The organism is Paenibacillus sp. AN1007, assembly GCF_040702995.1.
Classification (GTDB): domain Bacteria; phylum Bacillota; class Bacilli; order Paenibacillales; family Paenibacillaceae; genus Paenibacillus.
Map to the genome: position 1 here is coordinate 6016692 of NZ_CP159992.1, position 20849 is coordinate 6037540.

General features: G+C 45.7%; 15 protein-coding genes and 1 pseudogene. 12 read left to right on the forward strand and 4 right to left on the reverse strand.

All coding sequences use genetic code 11. The features are described from left to right. Positions 1–70: 70 nt before the first annotated feature. Positions 71–988, reverse strand: a complete 918-nt coding sequence (locus ABXS70_RS27015; protein ID WP_366292291.1) for a phosphatidate cytidylyltransferase — start codon at positions 986–988, stop codon at positions 71–73. Positions 989–1086: 98 nt separating this feature from the next. On the opposite strand from ABXS70_RS27015, the pseudogene ABXS70_RS27020 reads away from it, so the two are divergent. The 3 genes and pseudogenes from ABXS70_RS27020 (at position 1087) to ABXS70_RS27030 (ending at position 8300) form a co-directional block, all read left to right on the forward strand. Further along, positions 1087–1654, forward strand: a pseudogene (locus ABXS70_RS27020) (hypothetical protein). A gap of 402 nt (positions 1655–2056) precedes the next feature. Beyond that, positions 2057–6115: an S-layer homology domain-containing protein gene (locus ABXS70_RS27025; RefSeq protein ID WP_366292294.1), complete on the forward strand. Its 4059-nt coding sequence runs from the start codon at positions 2057–2059 to the stop codon at positions 6113–6115. 724 nt (positions 6116–6839) lie between these two features. Beyond that, positions 6840–8300 (forward strand): carboxylesterase/lipase family protein, encoded by a 1461-nt coding sequence (locus tag ABXS70_RS27030; RefSeq protein ID WP_366292297.1) that lies wholly within the window; start codon positions 6840–6842, stop codon positions 8298–8300. A gap of 153 nt (positions 8301–8453) precedes the next feature. On the opposite strand, the gene ABXS70_RS27035 is transcribed toward ABXS70_RS27030, so the two are convergent. Next, entirely contained in the window at positions 8454–9602 is a 1149-nt protein-coding gene (locus ABXS70_RS27035; RefSeq protein ID WP_366292300.1) for a VanZ family protein, read from the reverse strand. Between the two features lie 286 nt (positions 9603–9888). Here ABXS70_RS27035 and ABXS70_RS27040 point away from each other — a divergent pair, with 286 nt between their 5' ends. The 5 genes from ABXS70_RS27040 (at position 9889) to ABXS70_RS27060 (ending at position 15123) form a co-directional block, all read left to right on the forward strand. Continuing rightward, positions 9889–10230: a zinc ribbon domain-containing protein YjdM gene (locus ABXS70_RS27040; RefSeq protein WP_366292303.1), complete on the forward strand. Its 342-nt coding sequence runs from the start codon at positions 9889–9891 to the stop codon at positions 10228–10230. A gap of 188 nt (positions 10231–10418) precedes the next feature. Beyond that, a complete protein-coding gene (locus tag ABXS70_RS27045) occupies positions 10419–10979 on the forward strand; it encodes an RNA polymerase sigma factor (RefSeq protein ID WP_366292306.1) in 561 nt (186 codons plus the stop codon). Then, entirely contained in the window at positions 10933–12597 is a 1665-nt protein-coding gene (locus ABXS70_RS27050; protein ID WP_366292309.1) for a DUF4179 domain-containing protein, read from the forward strand. Before ABXS70_RS27045 ends, ABXS70_RS27050 begins: the two co-directional genes overlap by 47 nt. A 503-nt stretch (positions 12598–13100) precedes the next feature. Next, positions 13101–13922, forward strand: coding sequence for a class I SAM-dependent methyltransferase (locus tag ABXS70_RS27055; protein ID WP_366292312.1), 822 nt, complete (start codon positions 13101–13103; stop codon positions 13920–13922). Between the two features lie 148 nt (positions 13923–14070). Then, the gene (locus ABXS70_RS27060; RefSeq protein ID WP_342553420.1) at positions 14071–15123 is read left to right on the forward strand and encodes an LLM class flavin-dependent oxidoreductase; all 1053 of its coding nucleotides are present in this window, start codon (positions 14071–14073) and stop codon (positions 15121–15123) included. A 94-nt stretch (positions 15124–15217) separates the two neighbouring features. On the opposite strand, the gene ABXS70_RS27065 is transcribed toward ABXS70_RS27060, so the two are convergent. Both ABXS70_RS27065 and ABXS70_RS27070 read right to left on the reverse strand, forming a co-directional pair. Next, positions 15218–15691: a hypothetical protein gene (locus ABXS70_RS27065; protein WP_366292315.1), complete on the reverse strand. Its 474-nt coding sequence runs from the start codon at positions 15689–15691 to the stop codon at positions 15218–15220. A 158-nt stretch (positions 15692–15849) separates the two neighbouring features. Next, positions 15850–16326 (reverse strand): DUF4385 domain-containing protein, encoded by a 477-nt coding sequence (locus tag ABXS70_RS27070; RefSeq protein WP_366292318.1) that lies wholly within the window; start codon positions 16324–16326, stop codon positions 15850–15852. Positions 16327–16478: 152 nt separating this feature from the next. Between ABXS70_RS27070 and ABXS70_RS27075 the strand changes: the two genes are divergently transcribed. From ABXS70_RS27075 to ABXS70_RS27090, 4 genes are all read left to right on the forward strand, one after another. Next, positions 16479–16946, forward strand: a complete 468-nt coding sequence (locus ABXS70_RS27075) for a DUF1877 family protein (protein ID WP_366292321.1) — start codon at positions 16479–16481, stop codon at positions 16944–16946. A gap of 145 nt (positions 16947–17091) precedes the next feature. Beyond that, positions 17092–17226 carry a hypothetical protein gene (locus tag ABXS70_RS27080; protein WP_342553416.1) on the forward strand — a complete coding sequence of 45 codons (135 nt, stop codon included), beginning with the start codon at positions 17092–17094 and terminating at the stop codon, positions 17224–17226. Between the two features lie 211 nt (positions 17227–17437). Further along, positions 17438–18976, forward strand: coding sequence for a copper amine oxidase N-terminal domain-containing protein (locus tag ABXS70_RS27085; protein WP_366292324.1), 1539 nt, complete (start codon positions 17438–17440; stop codon positions 18974–18976). A gap of 257 nt (positions 18977–19233) precedes the next feature. Next, a complete protein-coding gene (locus ABXS70_RS27090; RefSeq protein WP_366292327.1) occupies positions 19234–20685 on the forward strand; it encodes a GNAT family N-acetyltransferase in 1452 nt (483 codons plus the stop codon). Positions 20686–20849 lie beyond the last annotated feature (164 nt).

Consider the following 20849-nt stretch of genomic DNA (forward strand, 5'->3'; position numbering starts at 1 on the left):
TAACGAAAATGCAGTAAAATCTGTTTCCTTCATCGTTCCCAGACACGCCCTAGTCTTTAGTGACCGTATCTCACATAAATTCAAAGAAATACCGTACAACGTGAAACATGACCGGAGAGGTGTAGGTGAGACTGTCAACCCGGCTGAGATAACTCTTTTTCAGTGCATCAGACTTGTTGTCATCCCCGATCAGCAGATCACGCTTCAGCACGGATACCGTGAGGCTGCCGAAGAATCCGGCGAGGCTGATCAGCGCCCCGATGAACAACGAGAATGGCCAATCAAATGGTGTCAGGTAAGGCGTGATGAAATAGGAAACTGCGGTCGTGACAAGGAATGCGCACACAAATCCTTCCCATGTGATAAAAGGATTCGCCGTGGGCACTACTTTGCGTTTGCCCAAATATAGAGACACCAGATAATGTACCACATCATTAAGCTGTGTTAACACTACAAGGAAGAGTACCAATTTCGATCCATACTCAGGAGAGGCAAATGGAAAATAAGCCAGATGACTGAGCCCGAACACCATCAGCATGAGTCCCCACTGGGTGGAACTGACACTGCGCAGAAACCCGATGGTGCCTTTGTTAATGAGACGCGGCATTGGCAGGACGAGAAATACATAGAGCGGAATAAAGATGATAAACATGCCATACCATCCAATGTAAATCCAGTAGAACTGGACTGGAATCGCAAGATATGCCCATAGAAACAAGCGGCGGTCAGCTTTACGTGTGTTGCGGATCATCGAGAAATACTCTTTAAGCGAAAAAAATGCAAGCACCATAAGGGAGATCAAGGAAACGATCGGATTAAACAGAGTGGCAAGGCAGAAGATAACCAGCATGCCCCACCAGGTTTTGATTTTCGTTCCGATGCCCGAATAATCCTTGTCCGGCTGCAGTTTGGCAGTGATTTTATATACGATATGAATAACAAGTAAAGCTGTGAAGATTAAAGTTAATGTGAATAGGGAGCTGCTCATGTACGAAGATCACCTGCTTATTCAATGTGAGATTCCATTATAGGGTACCTATGTTATTATGAAGGAATAGAGCCAACTTGATAAGGGGAAATATGAGGATGACCGATGAACGTTCGATTTATATTTTGCTGACCAATACAGGGACGCTGTTCACAAGAGTGATTCAGAGCTACACGAAAGCGCCGTACAATCACGCCTCGATCTCGTTTGACCGGGAGTTGACGGAACTATACAGCTTCGGCCGCAAACACCCGAGCAATCCGCTAAACGGCGGGTTCGTCAAGGAGGATATCCAGACGGGAACTTACAGTAAATATCCCAACACCACATGTGTCATATATAAGCTTCAGGTAACGGAGCGTGAAGTAGAAAAAATGAAGCGGGTGCTGCACATTTTCATCCGCAGTCGTCAGAAATATATGTACAATCTGCTGGGCGTCATAGGTATTACACTCAAGGAACCGGTGGAATTCAGCAACTCCTACTTCTGCTCGCAGTTTGTCGCCGAAATGCTCGCAGCGCTCAGGGATCAAGCTCTGGAACAAACTCCCGGCGCTCGTAACCCCGGATGATTTTCGCCAATGTGAGCAGCTGCATCTGATCTATGAGGGGAGACTGCGGGAGTATAAGCTGGTAGTAGAGGATGGAAAGGGTCAAACCCAATAAATGTTGATAAAATTTTGGGCTAAGAACAGTAGGTGGAAAGAATTTGTTTAATGGGGGATTTATAATGAACAAGGTGAAAATGTTTTATTCCAATTTAAGTAATTATGTCGATAGGAACCCTTTTATAGGTCTTGTTCTTCTCATATTTTTTGCTGCCAGCGGGGCCTTGCTTATTTATAATTTTGGCAAAGATGTCGGGGAGTTTATCCAATTGAGGCAGTCAAGTTAGGTGGCGGAAAATATAAAGAGATCCACTCTATATTTAACTATAGGGTGGATCTTTTTCCTTTTATTATCATTTTCTGTTTAGATTCTGTTTATTGCTGTGTTTTACACTAGGTCTTACGTCGCAGAACAATAAACTTATACAGAAAAACACGAGACAGGGAGGATATAAACGAGATGTATTACAAGAAGTTGGTAAGCTGCTTATTGGTGATGGTTTTAGTACTGCAGGTAGTAGGTGTGGGAGGTATTGCTAATGCTGCATCTACACCTCAGGAACTGTTGAATTGGGAGAGAAGTAACTACGATGAATCCAATGCAGAAACTAAAATAAACAATATCCGCAATTTATTGGAAACAGGGGAGTTACTTCAATTACCTGAAGATTACGCAGGATTGAGTGAAGATCAAAAAAGTGAAATAGCCCGAGGCATGCTCCTGCTGCTTCCACTGGGATATTCATATGAAAATGAGGACCAAGTCGGGTACGTATTTGATTTGGTATACCACCTCATCAAACTTCCAAAACAGATTGAACCAAATAAACTGCAGGAAAACATAAGTCTGGTTTATAGTCTGCTTGCAGAATGGCCTACCTATTTTCCAAACATTGAACAGTCGGAATGGGTCAATGATGGAAACCATTTTCTGAGCTTGACAGGTGCAGATGTGAAAATGTTCGTGAGTGATATTTTATTTTATAACCTCACATTCATAAATTTCCCTTCCACTACGTATTTTGATAGTCAGCTAAACTTTATGAGAACTAAAATATCTTCTTATAAAGAAATAAATAAAGCCATGGATCTTACCAGTATGAAAGAGTCAGTGAATAAATTATATGGAATTTATGGCTTCATTCAGGTTCATATAGATTTCCCTAACAAATCCGAAGTTCTGCCTTATGCGCTTGATATGAGTAAAATGTCGACTATTCAATCAGACGATACTAAAAAAGCTGAACTTGCCCAGTGGATGCTTGATCATAAGGGTGAGGGTTATGAAACGATATCTGACGTTCAAAAAGCGTTTGATGCTTTCTTTGAACCAGGGCTCATCAAGTATAACGAGTTAAAAAAAGTTGCGGATAGAGGCAATTATAATAACTATATTACAGAAGCGATTGAACTGTTGAGTGATGAAAATTTCATAGCCACACCTAATTTTAAACAGCTCTCTGCGGAGGATCAGAAGGCGATCGCTGTATATATGCTGAAATTAGATCCACCTACGAGTGATGGATATGCGAATAAAGAACAGGTGGAGTACCTTGTGCAGTTAGCTCTGAAGGCAGTTGAATTCATCCACAATATAGATGGTCCAAATGAAATAACTTCACTGAATGAACTGTATACGAAGCAAAATGACCGTAAACTTTATTTTGATTATCCTGCTGCTGACAGTTTATTCTATCAGGTTATCGATCTATATCTTCAGTCTTCAAACATTGAAAGAGATATGACAGCAGATATATTGGAACTGAGATCTAAAAAAAATGATCCTGTGTCACGAGTTCTTTCTTATATTGACAGCGCAGTGAAGGACACCCCTTTAATCAATAGTAAGGGGCAAACCACCGCTGAAATGAACGATTCAATGTCGAGATTGATCCAACTTCAGTTGGATATTAAGGAATACAATATTAGTAACTCCGGAAGTCCAGTGAAGAGCTTTCCGATTGATGTGAGCAAGATGGATGGGATAAAGACAGATCAAGAAAAGTTAAATGCACTTGCAGATCATATGATAAAGGAGCGTCCATCATCTGAAGGATATGCAAACTTTGAACAAATCCAGACTGCTTTTGACAAATTCTTCACCGACGATAACGGCACAGATTCTTTGTCTGTTTTGAATGCCGCGAAAAGAAGTGGAGACATTCCAGCTATGCGTGCGGCTATGGAAGACCCTAATCTGGGCATTACTCTACCTAATCGATATGGTGCTTTATCTCTACAGGTTAGAAATTTCATTGCAAACTTCCTGATCAAGAATGTAAACAAAGATTTCGATAACAAAGGCCAGGTTCAGTATATGATTGAGCTCGGTTTTCTGGCCCAATCGGTATGGGAGCAAAATCAATTCAGTACGCTGAGAGCGAGGCTTGATCTTCTTGCTCAGCAGCTGGTAGATGGCACCCTTCACTTTAATGATCAGCGTACACAAGGACTGAACAGAATTGGTGATGAATATTTGGAGCGCAGTAAACTGGATCGAGGCGTATTAGCTTACAAATATCTGCACGCTATTGCCTTTGAGAGACTGGAAGGGGAGTTTAAAGGTGATATTGTGAATCCGGATATTGTGCTTGAGCATCTGTCCAAACCTTATACTTCTTTTGGGGAGTCTAACACCATCCCTCTAATGGATGAATGGCTTGAGTCAGCAATGAACGATCAGCTTAAAGGCGAAGCCTTTTTTAACAAATATAAGTTTGATCGTATAGGTGCCCTCGATCTATCCAAAAGAGTAGAGCTCAGCCCTGAAGGAAGAATGGAATTAGCTGAGTGGGTGCTTGATGATCAACACAGCTATGAGGATATTGGAAATCTGCAGTATGTATTCAACCGATTCTTTAAAGCTCCGAAAGTCCAAGGGGATGACATCAATAACAAAATCATCGGTCTGGATAGTAAGATGGAGATTTCTTTTGATGGCAAATTGAACTGGATTGACCTTGCCTCCGCTCCGATCCTGGACTTTAGCGGCAGCAAGACTGTGTGGGTTCGCTACAAGGCTTTTAGCGATGAACTGCCAAGCCGTGCCGTGAAGATTGTCTTTACAGCAAACGGAGACAGTGGCAACGGCTCTAATCCTAACCCTAACCCTGGCAGCGGTAGTGGCGGTAATACAGGTGGAACAAGCGGCAGCACTGGTGGTGGATCATCTTCACCTGCATCGTCTGTACCAGCATCGACAACGAAGCAGGAGCAGTTAGTGGTGGATGTGAACGGCGTTAACGGCATGAACCTGACCAAAACTCCGATCACCCGTACAACGGAAACCAATGGCAAGGTTAAAGATTTGGTGAAAATGACAGAAGCGATTGCCAAACAGTCGGTCGAAAAAGCAAAACAGCTGGGCACCGATACAGCGCGCATCGTCATTCCAGATACCAAAGACGCAGTGTCCGAGACACGTGTCGAAGTTCCGAAAACGGCAGTAAAAGACCTGAGTGATGGCTCGCTCAAGCTGGAAATTTCGACGGAGAATGCCGTAATCTCCATTCCAACGAAGTCCATCGCTGGATTCGATCAAGATTTATACTTCCGCATCGTGCCGCTTAAGAAAGAATTCGAGCGTAAAGAAGTGGAAGAGCGTGCGAAAAAAGAGCAGATGATTCAGCAGGCTGCTCCGAATGCAAACGTTCGTGTACTGGCTCGTCCGGTAGAAATTGAAACGAACATGCAGAGTCGTGAAGTGACGCTGACACTGCCGCTGGGAAGCAGCCTGCCAACCGAGACAGCCGCCCGTCAGCAAGCATTGAATAACCTGGCGGTGTACATTGAACACAGCGACGGCAGCAAAGAATTGGTACGCGGCAAGCTCGTGAAGCTGACGAATAACAGCGAAGGCATCGAGTTTACCGTAACGAAATTCAGTACATTTACACTGGTTGTGGTCGATGGCCTGAACAAGGAATCGAAAGCAAATCACCCGTACATTCAAGGTTTCGGTACAGACTTCCGTCCAGATGCATTCGTTACACGTGCACAGATGGCCGCGATGCTTGCTCGTAATCTGTCGGGTGAAACAGCTGCTGTGGAAGGTACAAACTTTGCAGACGTAGCTGCGGCACATTGGGCAGCAGGCGAGATTCAACAAGCGCAGGCTGCAGGTATCATGAATGGCCTGAATGACACCGTATTTGCTCCAGAAGGATCGATTACGCGTGCACAGATGGCGACAATCGCATACCGCTGGATGCAGCAGCAGACGAATGATGCATCGGCTGCAGGCACGGCCTCCGCGGCATCAGGAGCCGCTTCCTTCACGGACGTGGCAGCAGATCTGTGGGCAGCAGACGCGATTGCCTATGTGCAATCGACAGGTTTGATGACAGGTTACAATGACGGTACATTCAAACCAGATGGCAAGCTGACCCGTGCAGAAGCGGTGAAAGTGCTGAACGTGCTGTTCAAACGTACACCGCTGACAGCAGAAGTACCATCCTTTAGCGATGTGCCTGCCGAACATTGGGCATATGCGGATATTGAGGCAGCGGCACAGAAGTAACATTTAAAAGAAGCGGAAACTCAGAGCATACAGAATGAAGGAAGACCATTAAGAAGAGCTGCACCGAAGTCATTTATTTGACTAGGGCAGCTCTTTGGTTTATATGCTCGTTATATAATGAAGCAATCTTACATCTCTTCTTTTTCTTATGCAGTTTATAAAAGAGAAGGGAATGATAATATATACAGAGGTTGGGTTTTATCCTTAATAGGAGAAACGATGCCGTGGTGTATGGCGGAATTATACATAATAATCAATTTCAAGCTATGAGTGAGATCGAATTTTGTTGTGAAGGGGTGACTTCTCTTTGAGGAAGGCAAACTGGAAGATTTACAGTAAAGGAATGCTGCCTATAATCGTACTGGTGCTGGCAATCATTATTTTTAATGGATTCCGTTTTTTCATAAAAAGCACCGTTAATCTTGTTGAAGAGTCCTATAGTTTAGGATATAAATTAGGCGATTTCCTCGAGAAAATTTTTTGAAGCCGTTTGAGAAATAACTAACAATGAAGGCTGCATCAAAAATCTAATCTGTACAGCTTCCATTATAGTTTTGTTTATCATTTAAAAGAAAGTTCCACGTGAAACGTCACGCAAATGCGTCTTTCTGGGTAAAGTTGTAAATGGGTATGCTGAAGATTTATACTCAAATAGATACACATGGTCAGTCTGATGATGTATACCTATTAATTCACTTATTTACGGAGAGGATGTAGAAGCGGCATGCGAGAACTTCAAGTTGAAACGAAATATGGTATGGTTCAAGGCGAGCTTTTACACGGTGCAAGCGTATGGAAGGGTATTCCGTATGCGAAGCCGCCAGTAGGAGAGCTGCGTTTCCGAGCTCCGGAGCAGCCCGATTCATGGGATGGAATCAGACAGGCGACCGAATTCGGACCTGAGAATATACAGCCGCGCCATGATTCAGAATGGATGGGCGGGCAGAAGCCGCCAGAGTCAGAAGACAGTCTATATTTGAACATTTGGGCCCCTGAAAAAGAAAGCAGTCACCCCCTGCCTGTTATGGTCTGGATTCATGGAGGCTCATTTGTAACCGGATCAGGCAGTCTGCCTGTATATGATGGCACACAGCTGGCCGTTCGCGGTGATGTTATTGTCGTGACCATTAATTATCGGCTTGGGCCGCTTGGATTCCTCCATATGGCCCCACTGGGTCACTCCTTCGCATCCAATGCCGGACTGCTGGACCAGGTGGCTGCCCTGCAGTGGGTGAAGGATAATATTGCGGCCTTCGGTGGTGATCCGGAGCAGGTTACAGTGTTTGGTGAGTCGGCAGGCAGTATGAGTATTGCTGCATTAATGGCGATGCCATCAGCCAAAGGGCTGTTCCAGCGTGCCATTATGGAGAGCGGTGCATCGCAGTTTATGCCAGCAGAACAGGCCTCAGCTTTACGAGAAGGTGTATTGAAAGTGCTGGGTGTGGAGCGGAATAATCTGGAGAAGCTGACCAGCATTCCAGTGGAGCAGATCATGGAAGCAGCAGAAACGGTGAAGCAGCAGAGTGGAGCAGGTATGGCTTTGCTGTTCCAACCTGTGCTGGATGGCGAGACGCTGCCTCAGATCCCGCTTCAAGCTGTAAGTGAGGGTTCCGCACAGGATATTCCTGTACTTATCGGCACCACGCTGCATGAGGGAGCGTTGTTTATTCAGCCTCATGTACCGTTTTCCGAGGAAATTGATATGGTGCAGGGGGTTGATTTCATGACTCCCGATCTGGAGAACCGTGTCGCCATTGCCAATAGTTATCCGAAAACAGCAGATGGACAGGCCCAAGTCATGACCGATATGTTCTTCTGGCGGTCAGCGCTGCAGTATGCAGCTGCACAGCAGAAGCATGCCCCCGTATGGATGTATCGTTTTGACTGGGTGATGCCTGAGCATCCTCTTCTGCAAAGAGCCATTCACAGCATCGAGATGTTCTTTGTATTTAACACGCTGGATGCCCTGAAATTCATGAAAGCAGAGCCGGATGATGCGGCTAAAGCTCTTGCGCTTAAGGTGCAGGATGCCTGGATTTCCTTTGCCAAGAATGGAAAGCCTGAGACAGCAGGAATTGAATGGCCTGAATATCGCCAGAATCGGGCAACGCTGATCTTTAATCATGAGATTGAGGTTGTTCATGATCCGGAAGCATCCAAGCGTGAGCTGTTAGGCATTAAATGATTTTTTTTAAGTGCAGCATCCGATATGTTCAGCATGCCAATATCTTAAGCCGGTATCTGAGGATACAAAGGTAAATATAAAGGCGGCGCTTCATTGATATGAAGCACCGCCTTTTTTCAAGTGAACGTCGGATAGAGGGAGCTCTTCCTTTTGTTATTTGCGCGAAGCTCGTATTTGGGATACCTCATCGAAGTAGAAGGAACGCTTTCCACCAGAGAACAGCACGACCACCACATGAATCAACAGGACGATATACACGAGGAAATACAGAGTACTTACACCCAGGGAAATCCAGATCAGATAAGAATCAAGTGCATCGTTCTGATAATTAGGGTATGCATACTTGCTTGCTAGTTGAATAATGGTTAACAGCAGCCAAGGGGCATAGATAGCGATGAATCGTTTAAATAATGCTCGCGGCTTCGGCATGCCGCTCTGGCGATCTACATAACGGAATCGCAGAACGACAGATCCTGGTGTAACCCCGCTGCGGACCCAAGGGACAAAGAGCAGCACGATAACCATCGCGGTAGATGTATTTATTACATCTTGTATATCATTTGATAAGGTAAAGATCGATAAGAAATTCGCAATAAGCACTACGACAATTCCGTCGATCAGCAGTGCAAGCAGCTGTGGTACAGGATAGACGTGGTTCTGTTCGGCAATCTGTTCACTCTTGGCCTGGATACTTGCACGTGACGGGAATAAGGCCAGCAGCAGTGGGGCGGCAAAGAATCCAATCACAGCACCGGATGTGTTCAGCATCAGGTCATCAACATCAAACAGCCTGTAAGGGCAGCTGTAGTAGCCATAAAGACCGGTAAGCTGCGTAATTTCGAAAAACAGGGAAAGTCCAAAACCGGCCACTAGCGCGTGCTTCCAGAAGGCTCTCTTTTGCCAGAAATAGCGAATATATACCCCCAGCGGCATAAGCAGCAGTACGTTAAACATCACCTGCAGGAAGGCCCGACCCTTGAGCATGTTAATCCAGGTTGATGGCTGTGACCATATGACAGGTGTCTCCCTCATAATATCTTTTACGAACATAAACGGGGACAGATTATAGAATGCATGTGCAGCTGGCCCGGTACAGTTGTTTCGAGTCGTTGGAACCGGCAGGATCACGAGACAGTAAGCAGCCAGCAGGAAAAAAATAAAAGAAAAGCTGACAGCAAACCGTGACCAGCTGAAGAAGCCATCCTTGCGATAACCATAGATCAGCCAAGGCACCAGCAGGAACATGGATGCAATGACAAAGATAATAAATGCAGTCTGAATGGGGAAAACATATGAAGACATAAACGGAAGCTCCTTTGAATAGAAAGTTTTTTATGAAATCGTTTTTTAATTATTAGCAGAACTAAGATCATTTATCGGTGCTCAACAGGTTATACATAATCGCATTAAGATGAGCTGTTATTCTTTAATCATAATGTTTTTTCCTTAAACTGAAGATCCTGTTCCTTTAAATTTTGTTTAAATATAAGACAAATGAAGAATGCAGTGAGCCATCGTATGGAACATACGCCCGAAATCACGTATACTTGCGAGATAGTGAAAATGCAGAATGGAGAGTTTAATACATATGTCTAATTTGCCTAATTGTCCAAAATGTAATTCGGAGTATACGTACGAGGATGGCCTGCTGCTGGTCTGCCCTGAATGTGCACATGAATGGTCTTTGGAAGCAGATCAAGGGGATACCGAGGAATCCAAAGTTATCCGTGATGCCAACGGTAATGTGCTGCATGATGGGGATACGGTTACGGTCATTAAAGACCTGAAAGTAAAAGGCAGCTCCCTTGTCGTGAAGCAGGGAACCAAGGTGAAAAATATTCGTCTGATCGACGGAGACCACGATATTGATTGCAAGATCGATAGCTTGGGTGCGATGAAGCTGAAGTCCGAATTTGTAAAAAAAATCTAGACTGACTTCCCAGCACTTCACTGGCTCGTTTAAGTTTTGTATTAACCTATGAAGAACGTTCATTTCTGCATTGTTGTGGAAGGGGGCGTTCTTTTTTTGCTGCGCGGAGATAGAAGAAATGAACCTTTGAAGCACCGGCTTTGTCTATAGATTTGAAAAGGCTGAAGCAGAGAAAGGAGGGGGAACGTTTGAGCGAGAAGGAATTGTTCGAAATGTACAGCAAGGATGTGTACCGGACATGTTACTACATGCTCCATCATGCTCAGGATGCGGAAGATGTCTGTCACGATGTATTTATTACGGTATTCCGTCAGGATTGGCAGAACGTCGAGTACAAGAAAACATGGCTGATGAAAATTACGGTGAATCACTGTCTTAATTATTTGAAAAGAGAACGTACATTCAAGCAGCGGGAAAAAAAGCAGTTTTTGCTTACGCCGCAGCAGACGGTCGATCCGGTGGATACACGGATTGAACAGGTAGAGGAATCGGCGCTGTGGGAACAATGGGTTCAGGAACTGCCCGAGAAGATGCGCTCAGCCATTCTACTGCGTTATATGAATGAATTAAGTCTAGCTGAAATTTCAGAGATTTTAGGAGTTCCGCTGGGCACGGTGAAATCGAGAATTTATAAGGGAGTTCGGATGCTGAGGAAGAAATGGGATCAGGCAGGTAAAAAACAGCAGAAAGGGGAAGTGTACAATGAAAAATACAGAAAATCAGTTGTCTCGTCATCTGAAAAAGGATAAAGATATTCCCTATCCCGATTTTGATGCCATGTGGGATCAGATCGTACAGGATCAGGAGCGCTGTCCTGAACTTCATCATGCAGCAGCGGGAGGCCAAGGAACACGGGGCTTGAGATGGAAAAAGACTGCACTGATCGGAACAGCTGCAGCCGTGCTTATGGCGACCCCCGTATATGCAGCAGTTCATTATAACTGGATTGATCTCCTGGATCACCGGAGTGGTATCCAGACCGCGCTTCAAAATGGACTCGGACAGAAACTGGATAAGTCTGTGACCGTACAAGGAGTAACACTAACGCTGGATACAGCTTTTTCCGATGATAATCGCACGGTTATTTTGTATACCCTGAACCCGGGTACGTACCAAGGCGATACGGTAAGATTCCCTTCCATCGGTCTGCAGGATGAGAGCGGCAAACTGATTGAGGGCAGGTACTACCATGTTCTTGATCAGACCGACGGCCTTTATAAAGGTTACTTTGAGACAGAGTGGACACCATCAGGTAATACAGCCAATGTTAAACTTACAGCAGGTGGAATCCAGGTATTGGCGCCAGCAGAGAAAGAAATTAATCTGGACCTCTCCCGTCAGCAATCACAGGTGTTCGACATTAACCAAGACGGCTTGGGTAAACTTGCAGTGAGTGTATTCCATGAGAAGGGCCATAAGGTGATGCTGTCAACATCTTTGAGTTTAGACCAGTCCGAGGTCCGTGAATATGTCTTTCCTTCTTTAAAAATATACAATCAGGAGAAGCAGATTCTGGAGGAGACGGCACCGGGTATAAGTGGTAAGCCTGGAGCAAACGGTGAGTATATTTCAGAACAATTCTATAATCTTGAAACATTGAAGCAGCAGGCAGCTTCTTATGTACTGGCTTACAGCAGAGAAGAAGGCAAAATGGATCAATCGCTGGATATCGGTATCCAGCTGGATAAAACAGAGATGCTTAGCGGTACGAGTAAAAGAGTACTGAATCTCCCTCTGGATCAGCAATCGGGTGAAACAATGGTTAAGGAAGCTGTTATTACACCAACACAAATCAGGGTGATCCTGGCTCATGATGAATCGTTTGCACGACTGCCTTATCTGAATTACAAACTGGATGTGAATGGCACTGAACTGGACGGTGGAGTATGGCCATCCGAGGGTTCAAAGCAGGAAACCGAACTGCGATTCGAAGTAAATCCGGGTCTGAAAATCAATCCAGATACACCAATGACCCTGTATGCCAATCATCAAGTTCAATATATTGAAGGTGAATTCGAGCCGGTCACTCTACCTGCGATTAGTGAGAAACCACAGGTTGTGGATTCAAACCTGGGCGGTTTTACAATCCATTGGACTTATTACCTTAAAGATGGAGATTTGTACGTGGAAAGATATAGTGATGATTCCCATTTCGGGGGGATCAATCAGACCTATATGCTGCAGCAGGGAGAACGAAGTTACGGTGTACCGGCCAAAACCCAGTTCGCCGGCGATGGAAGCAATCAGGGCATCGACCGGTATGAGAAATACACCTCGGATACAGCCGTTGTATATCCGTACATGTACAGTACGGAGGAGCCGGAACGTAAAGCTGCTGTACCATTGACGGCAGAGAAGAAGAAGTAAGAAAAGACCGAAAAGACCACTGCAGCAAGGTGAGAACTAGCTTATAGATTTCTTAGATTATGATGAGTTGACAGTAAATATTTAGAAGAACTATACTGGATAGAAATTGAACAGCTGAATGCAATGATCAGGAGTATTAAGGTATACGGCATGGCCCAGAGAACTGTCGATCGGGTGCGAGACAGTCCAGCCTGTTCCCCAACTCACCTGTGAGCAGCAGGATTGAAGAGCAGTTATATGCATGTCTTGGATTGGTTCAGCGAATGAATCAAATCCCGGGACAGGTAGGATGCACTGACTCACGTAGATTCTGACGGGTAACCTCCGTCATCAGGTCCTGAGATATTATGGATGGAAAGCTTGGTATATTGTTTATATGCTTCTCCTGTCCATGAATCAAGAAGAGTGGTACCGCGAAGGTCAAACCTGTCGCCTCTTAGCTGAGGCGGCAGGTTTTTTGGTTTCTATATGGCCTTAATCCGAGAAAAGGCAGGTGCAGCATCATGGAAAGATCACGTGTGGTAGACTATTATTCTAAATTTGACGAGTGGGGAAGATTGGACAGAGAACCACTGGAGTTCTTGATTAACATGCACTATATCCGGCAGTCACTCCCGGCCTCAGGTCTTGTGCTGGACAATGGAGCAGGGCCAGGAAAGTATGCAGTGGAGCTTGCCAGATTGGGGTATCAAGTTACGCTGTCAGATCTGACTCCTGCATCTGTTGAACTGGCTGAACAGAAGGCAAATGAGATGGGCTTGATGCAGCAGTTTGACGGTTTTCATGTGCTGGATGCGACTTGTCTGAACGGGATTACGGATGAGACATATGATGCAGCGCTTATGCTGGGGCCTCTGTATCATCTGCAGCACGAGGAAGAGCGGGCGGCAGCAATGCGTGAACTCTATCGGGTAACGAAACCGGGGGGCCTTATATTTGTGGCGGTACAAAGCCGGATGCGCATGAGCATCAATTCATTGCAATCACCGCAGCATTGGAAGCCCAATGACAGTATGGAAGCGATTTGGTCTTTTGTCGAAAAAGGGACGTTCGATCATCAGGATCAGGGACGATTCACGGGAGCATACTATTTTCATGTGCAGGATGTTGTGCCGTTTATGGAACAGCATGGATTCGAGACCGTGAATCTGATCGGTTCATCCAGCCTGAAAGCAGTGCTTACAGATGAACAGGAGCAGTATTGGAAGGAACGTGGCGAGGAACAGAAGCTGTTTGAATTCATGGTTAAAGCGGCTGAAGATCCTTCCATTCTGGGCATTTCATCGCATCTGATGTATATTGGGAGAAAACTGCTGCCATCATAGATCCTATAAAGAAAGTGCCCTCTGGAAACAGGGGGTACTTGTGTTTTTGTTCAAAATAGTTCAATATAAAGATAAATAACAAAAGGTGATCTACTTACAATAGGTTAGATGAACGACGGATCGCTTCATACACAGGGAGGAACAAACCATGGAGATCGGAATCAGTACATTTGTGGAGACAAACCCGGATGTAAATACAGGAGAAGTTATCAGCCACGCACAGCGTATTCGTGATGTCGTGGAAGAGATTGTTTTGGCAGATCAGGTAGGTCTGGATGTATACGGCGTAGGGGAGCATCATCGTTCAGATTATGCAGCTTCATCTCCGGCAGTCATTTTGGCGGCAGCGGCTTCACAGACGAAAAATATTCGCCTGACCAGTGCAGTAACCGTGTTGTCATCGGATGATCCGGTGCGTGTATTTCAAGACTTCGCCACATTGGACGGTATTTCAAATGGACGTGCAGAGATTATGGCTGGACGCGGATCGTTTATCGAGTCCTTCCCATTATTCGGATACGATCTGAATGATTATGACGAGTTATTTGATGAGAAACTGGATCTGCTCTTGAAACTGACGGAGTCGGAAAAAGTAACCTGGTCCGGCAAACACCGTCCTTCATTCAACAACCTGGGCATCTACCCGCGCCCTGTGCAGGAGAAGCTTCCGGTCTGGATTGGCAGTGGCGGTAATCAGGAATCGGTCGTTCGTGCAGGTCTGCTCGGATTGCCGCTGGTGCTTGCCATTATTGGGGGACGTCCAAAACAATTTGCACCTTTGGTAGAGCTGTACAAAAAAGCTGCCGCACATGCAGGACATGACGCTTCCAAGCTGACGGTAGCCTCCCACTCTCACGGCTTTATTGCCGATACAACGGATGAAGCCGTGGAGAAATTTTTCCGTCCTGCACAAGCGGTGATGAACCAACTGGGACGTGAACGTGGATGGGGACATTACGGGCGTGAAACATTTGATGCAGCACGCAGCCTGGAAGGTGCGCTGTATGTAGGTGATGTGGATACGGTCGCTGAGAAAATCATCTATCTGCGCAAAGAAGTAGGCATCACCCGCTTCATGCTTCATACTCCGCTCGGCACGCAGCCTCATAACGAGGTTATGCGCGCGATTGAACTGCTCGGCAAAGAAGTTGCGCCAAGGGTTCGTGAAGAGATTGCACGCTGGGAAGCAGAGCAAGCCTAAATTATGATTGTTCGGCTCATTAAATAAACAGGGAAAGAGGAGCAGCCTGTGCGTATATGAAAATACGCTCGTGGTCTGCTCCTCTTTCGGTTATTTATGAATTCATTAAGAGTAGACCATAAGCTGTGCTGCAGCCGCATGCACCAAGAGCAATGGTCTGCCATTTCCAGCTGATCCCCTTAAAATCAAACACATATGGAAGCAGCCAGTATAAGCTGACAAGAGTCCAGAAGATGTGGACTGCCGCTGCCGCTGGCAGTTGATCTGTCAAGATGAAGGGTGCGATCAGGCCGCCTACCATTCCGGGGAAAATCTGCTTGACTAACAGGTTCGCATTCCATGAACTTAACAGGAAAAGCATAAACACAACAGCCATCGTACCTGTAACCATCATCTGGATTTTGTCCCAGATTGGTTGGTGGGAAGGCCTTCGTTTGTGCGTTTGATTCCCAAACCCAATCCAAAAAAAGATAAGGCCAATCACTAATGCTGCTCCCGTTACTGACGCGTATAACGTGTTCAGGATAATTCCGGTTATTCCGATCCATTTCATGACAAACACTGTCATCTGATCACCTTCAAGTTCAACGATTCATCTAAGCTGTATATCCGTGGTGACGTATTTTCCTGCATGGCTCATATTGTACGCCTGTTTCTAGTGCGGCTCAAGGCTGGATTGTTATATCCAAACGAGGAACATTTCTTCTTCCTATTTATTCTCCATCTTCATTTTCCATCCTCGCCACTTTCCGATTCATACTTCTCACGGTGATGTTTCTTCATCTGGATATAATCCTCATCCTTCTTTGCGACTTCCCATTGGGCTTTAAATATGGCTGCAGCCTCAGCCTTCACCTCATCATTCTGATAGGGTAAGATCGAACCATCCTCTTCGGAATATTTACGCCCGCCCTTATGATTCGTGTAACGTCTCGCCCGGGTGTATCCCATCTGTAAGAACTTGCGGGCCATATCCATACCAACAAAATCACCCTTTTTCTTATATTCCAAAAATAGTTCATAGATTTTCTCTGATGACTCTGTTGCGATCTCAGGTGTTTTGAAGCGCCAGTAGGGAAGGATTTCGCTTTTGTACGGCTCTACCATGAGCACACCCTGCTCGCCCCGGCCAACGGTATATAATTCAGGCTGCTTGCGCAGATCCAGCTCCTCGTAATTGAGACTGTAATCGAATTTTTTCATCGGGTTTTCCTCCTTGGAAAAGAATCGTTTCCTCCACATAAAATACATGCTGCAGCGTTTCAGGTGTTCTTTTCCTTTTTACCCCGATTCTGATGTAACATGCGCGGTTAATGGGGAACAATAGAAGGAAATGTTCAGGGAGGGATGAAACGATGGGGATGTCGGGCAGGTATGTGGTAGTGGACGAGGAGTTGGTGCAGTCCATTCAATCAGGTGAGGTTAGCGTGCTTGATTGTCAGGTTGACCTCGATATTGATAAAACGTGGCAGATGCTGCAGTTCACGCTGAATGGCAGCCTTTTGGATGGGGAACCTCCCCTGGGTTATGTCGTGCCGCTTGCAAGCCAGCAGTATCTGGGGAATTATTCGGATATGGATCTGTTCCTGCTTGACCACAAACAAGTGCTGGAAGCTTATATGGCATTGGAACAGCTGACTCCTGATGATATAAGAGCACGTTTCAGCCTGCAGCGTATGCTTGCCGAAGGGGTATATCCCGTGATGGAAGGCTGGGATGAAGAAGAGGTCTTGCAGGAGATTGTACAGACGCTGGATCTGGTTCAGGCTTTGTTTCAGGTGACCGTCGAGAATGGGAACAGCATTATTTTTTATGTTTTCTAAACAGCTGCCATGTGAAAGTCTCTACGGAATGCTGTTTAGTCCCGGAACAATTGCCGCTGGGTATGTTTGATTCATGCGTCATCGGGTTATTGATACACACAAGGCATCGCCTTGATGATATTCCGTCGAAGAGAGGGAGAGCAGTATGACACAAAATCAGAATGAAGAGAACAAAGCCATTCAGGACGATGAACCGGATCAATTCGAGACACCAGTGACGCCGGCAGACGAAACGAAGGATGAAGCGGCTGCGGAAGCGGAAGGTCAGGAGCAGGAATAATCTGAAAATGTTACATGAAACAGCACGTTTCCACGCGCATGTTATGACATATGAAGGATAGAAGAACCAGAGGGCCGGATGAGTTCCGGCCTATTTGGCCTATTTTTTCACGTATCCGTTTACAACGATTCCTTGTGCCCTCATAATATGAATTGAACCATATTTTGCTAAGGGGGAGATCCCAATCAAGAATCGAAAGTTCTACCAATGGATGGCAGTGCCGCTTGTTCTGCTTATGGTTGTTCTTACAGGATGTCAGGCTGTAGGCGGAGTCGATGTCGGTCAAGCCATGGTCAACAACACCAACCTGAAATCCGGTGAATCCAAACAATCCATACATATTAACATAGAGCCGGATAGTCAATTTGCAACGAGTGAAGATCTTGCAATGATTAAACGAATCAACTCGATTTCACTGAATATCGATCATGCCAAAATGAAAGACACCGAAACGGCATCGGTCAAAGGATCACTGAGCATGGAGGGAACAAAACTGCCTTTCCATCTGACCGTAGACAAGTCGGGGATGACTATTGATGTAGATGGAGCTCAGAAACCGGTTTACATCTCTCTGGATACACTTGGGGGAGCAGAGACGATGCTGCTGCCTCTGGATACGAAAGAGCTGGAGAAACAGATGAAGCAGCTTTCTCCAAAAGTATTAACTTTTGTTATGAAACATCTATCTAATCCGAAAAACATATCCGTCACACCTGTTCAGGAAACCGTAAACGGTGAAACCCTGTCTCTTAACAAGCTGCACATGGAGATTAACGGTGAAGAGCTGCTCGCTATGGTTAAGCCGTTCCTGACCAGTATTGCGAAGGATGAGCAGGGTCTCAAGCAGTTAATTGGAGACTTGTATGATGTTCTGTACCCTGTATTCGAAAGTTATATGGGCTTGGAAGGTATGGAAGGTATGGAAGGTATGGAAGGTATGGAAGACGATGAAATGACTTCTATCGTTCCGCAATCGAAGGAAGAAGCAGTTAAATCCATATATGGAATGATCCAAGTAAGCTTGGACAGCATGTTGGAGAACTATGACCAGGAACTGAACAACCTGCTTCAGGAGATGCCGGAGCTGAAAACAGTGTTTGGTCCGGAAACCAAACTGAATCTTGACTTATTCATGGACAGCAAGCTGAATATTCGCAAACAAAACATGTCGCTCAAAGTAGCTGTGCCTGCTTCGGAAAATCTGCCGGTGCGTGCTGTGACCCTTCGTTCAGACAGTGAGCTTTGGAATATAGGTGGTGCGGTCACAGTAGATGAAGTGGATACTTCACGCGGTGTAATGGAGCTGACAGAAGGGGAAGTTACCCCGGGTCAGGTGCTTCGCAATTTTGACCCCAATTCGTTCATGTATCAATTACTGAAGAATGAGATGAAGATTACAGCGAAAAGCATTTTCCTCTATCCGGAAGACGAAGAGTATGGTGCAATTACCGTTAAAAACACAACTTTCGTGCCGCTTCGGTATCTATCCGAGCAGCTGGATGCGGAAGTGAAGTGGAGCAAAGGTTCCAATGAGATTGTTGTAATTGACGATATTACCGGAGATGAGATTGCGCTGACTGTAGGTTCTCCGAAAGCAGTAGTCGCGGGGAAAGAAGTAACCATGGTGGAATCAGCCTTCGTCGGAAAAAACGGCAAAACCTACGTACCGCTGCGCTTCATGGCCGAATCGCTTGGAGCCGAAGTGGAAAAAGAGCCGGATACAGGCTGGATCTTTATTGATCGTCCGTAATATGTAATTTATAGCATGAAGATGATGCGTTAATGGGAAGGGGTTTTCAGAGAATGCCAGATTTCTCGTAATGATGTAGAAAAGAACACGGCGTAAAAAATTCCGTTAGACCAACACGGGATACGTCTGTCCTTTTTGACCCATTACGAGGAGCTTCGGCGTTTCTTCTGAAAGGATGAAACGATACGGGAGCACCTCTATTGGAGGTGCTCCTTTTTGTCGTGTCATCACACAATAAATCCCTAAGAGGTGTTCATATGAATCATCAGTTTAGACTTCATGCCAATGCAGTTATGCTGCGCCCCTTTACGCTTCAGGATCAGGAAGATCTGGCGGCCTTGACCCGCCAACCTGAAATTACCGACTTGTTACCGGACTGGAAGATGACAGAAGAGCAGTTAAGTGACTTTTTGCAGTTTGTCGTGAGTAGTTATGAGCAGTTTGACCCGCAGGATGTGCGGATTATGCTTGCGGTTATCCATCAGGAGAGCCGGCAGCTGATCGGTTGGTGCGGTGTATTTCCAAATGATATGCTTGATCCGTCGGACCGTGAGGTGGCTTATGCCATCTCACGTAATTATCGGAATAAAGGTTATACCACAGAGGCAGTGAGGACATTAACCGCGTATCTATTCGAGCATACGTCGCTAACTCGGATCGTAGGCATTGTGAAGACGTATAATCCTGCTTCTCGTCGAGTACTTGAGCATACAGGCTTCCAGTATGCGAATCGGAGACGGTTGTCTGATGGAGAGGTCTATGATTATTTTGAACTTTACAGCACCAATTCCGGTGGGAAAACCACTGAGCGGATTACATCCAAACCATTATCGATAAACCTGCGTAGAGCGGAACACGAAGATGCCGTTGTGCTGACAGAAATCTGCACTCGTGCTTTTGATCATGTGATCCGCGTCTGGACCAAAGGAAAGGATGACCTCGATAGTAATTTAAGCCCTCCGGGTTATAACTCCGTCCGTTTGCATGAATATGTCATTCGTGAGTGGGACTATTATGTGGTAGAAGCGGATGGCTGTGCCATTGGCGGGGTAAGCGTGAATGTGCTTGGGCAGGAAATCGCAAGGCTGGACAAAATCTATATCGACCCTGTCTGCCAGGGACGCGGAGCAGGCTCACAAGTGATCAGACAGATTGAGGCTGCGTACCCACATATCCTGCACTGGAGGCTGGAGACCTCGGGTCGGCAGACGAGTAATCATCATTTTTACGAAAAGCTCGGTTATGTTCGTATGTATGCCTCTGACGAGGAGTACGGTTATGAGAAGAAGACCGATGCCGGGAGCGGGCAGCACAACCCAGGGATAGAACATGAACATGTTCAAGCCAATTTGGACTCGATGTGGTACAGTTCCAGCACAATGAAGAACAGCCGCATTACCGATTGTAATCTGAGCGGAAGTAAATTAACGAACCTGAACATGACAGAAATGCTGCTGGCGGATTTACGTTTAACCAATACCAAGTTTGAATTCTGCGCGCTGGACGGGGTTCAATTTCAGGATACACATCTGGGAACAGGCAAGATACCGATGCAGTGGAAACATTGTGATCTGGGGGGCAGTCGTTTTGTAGATTGTGATCTGTCCGGTGTTGAGCTGGAAGGCTGTCAGGTGACAGGAATGAAAATCAACGGGGTTCCCATTGAGAAATACATGGAGGCCTATGAGATGTCGAAACCAAACGGCTGATTTCAGAAGAGGTTGGTGGAGCGCAATTCCTGCGGATTGAAGGGCATGAGCGGGTATTGAGAGCAAGCAGAGTCTGATTGGAAATTATGAGACGGATCTGTTCAACAAAGTCATCGAAATCATCTAAAACATGTGCTGCCTGTGATGAAGAAGCAGTGCATGGC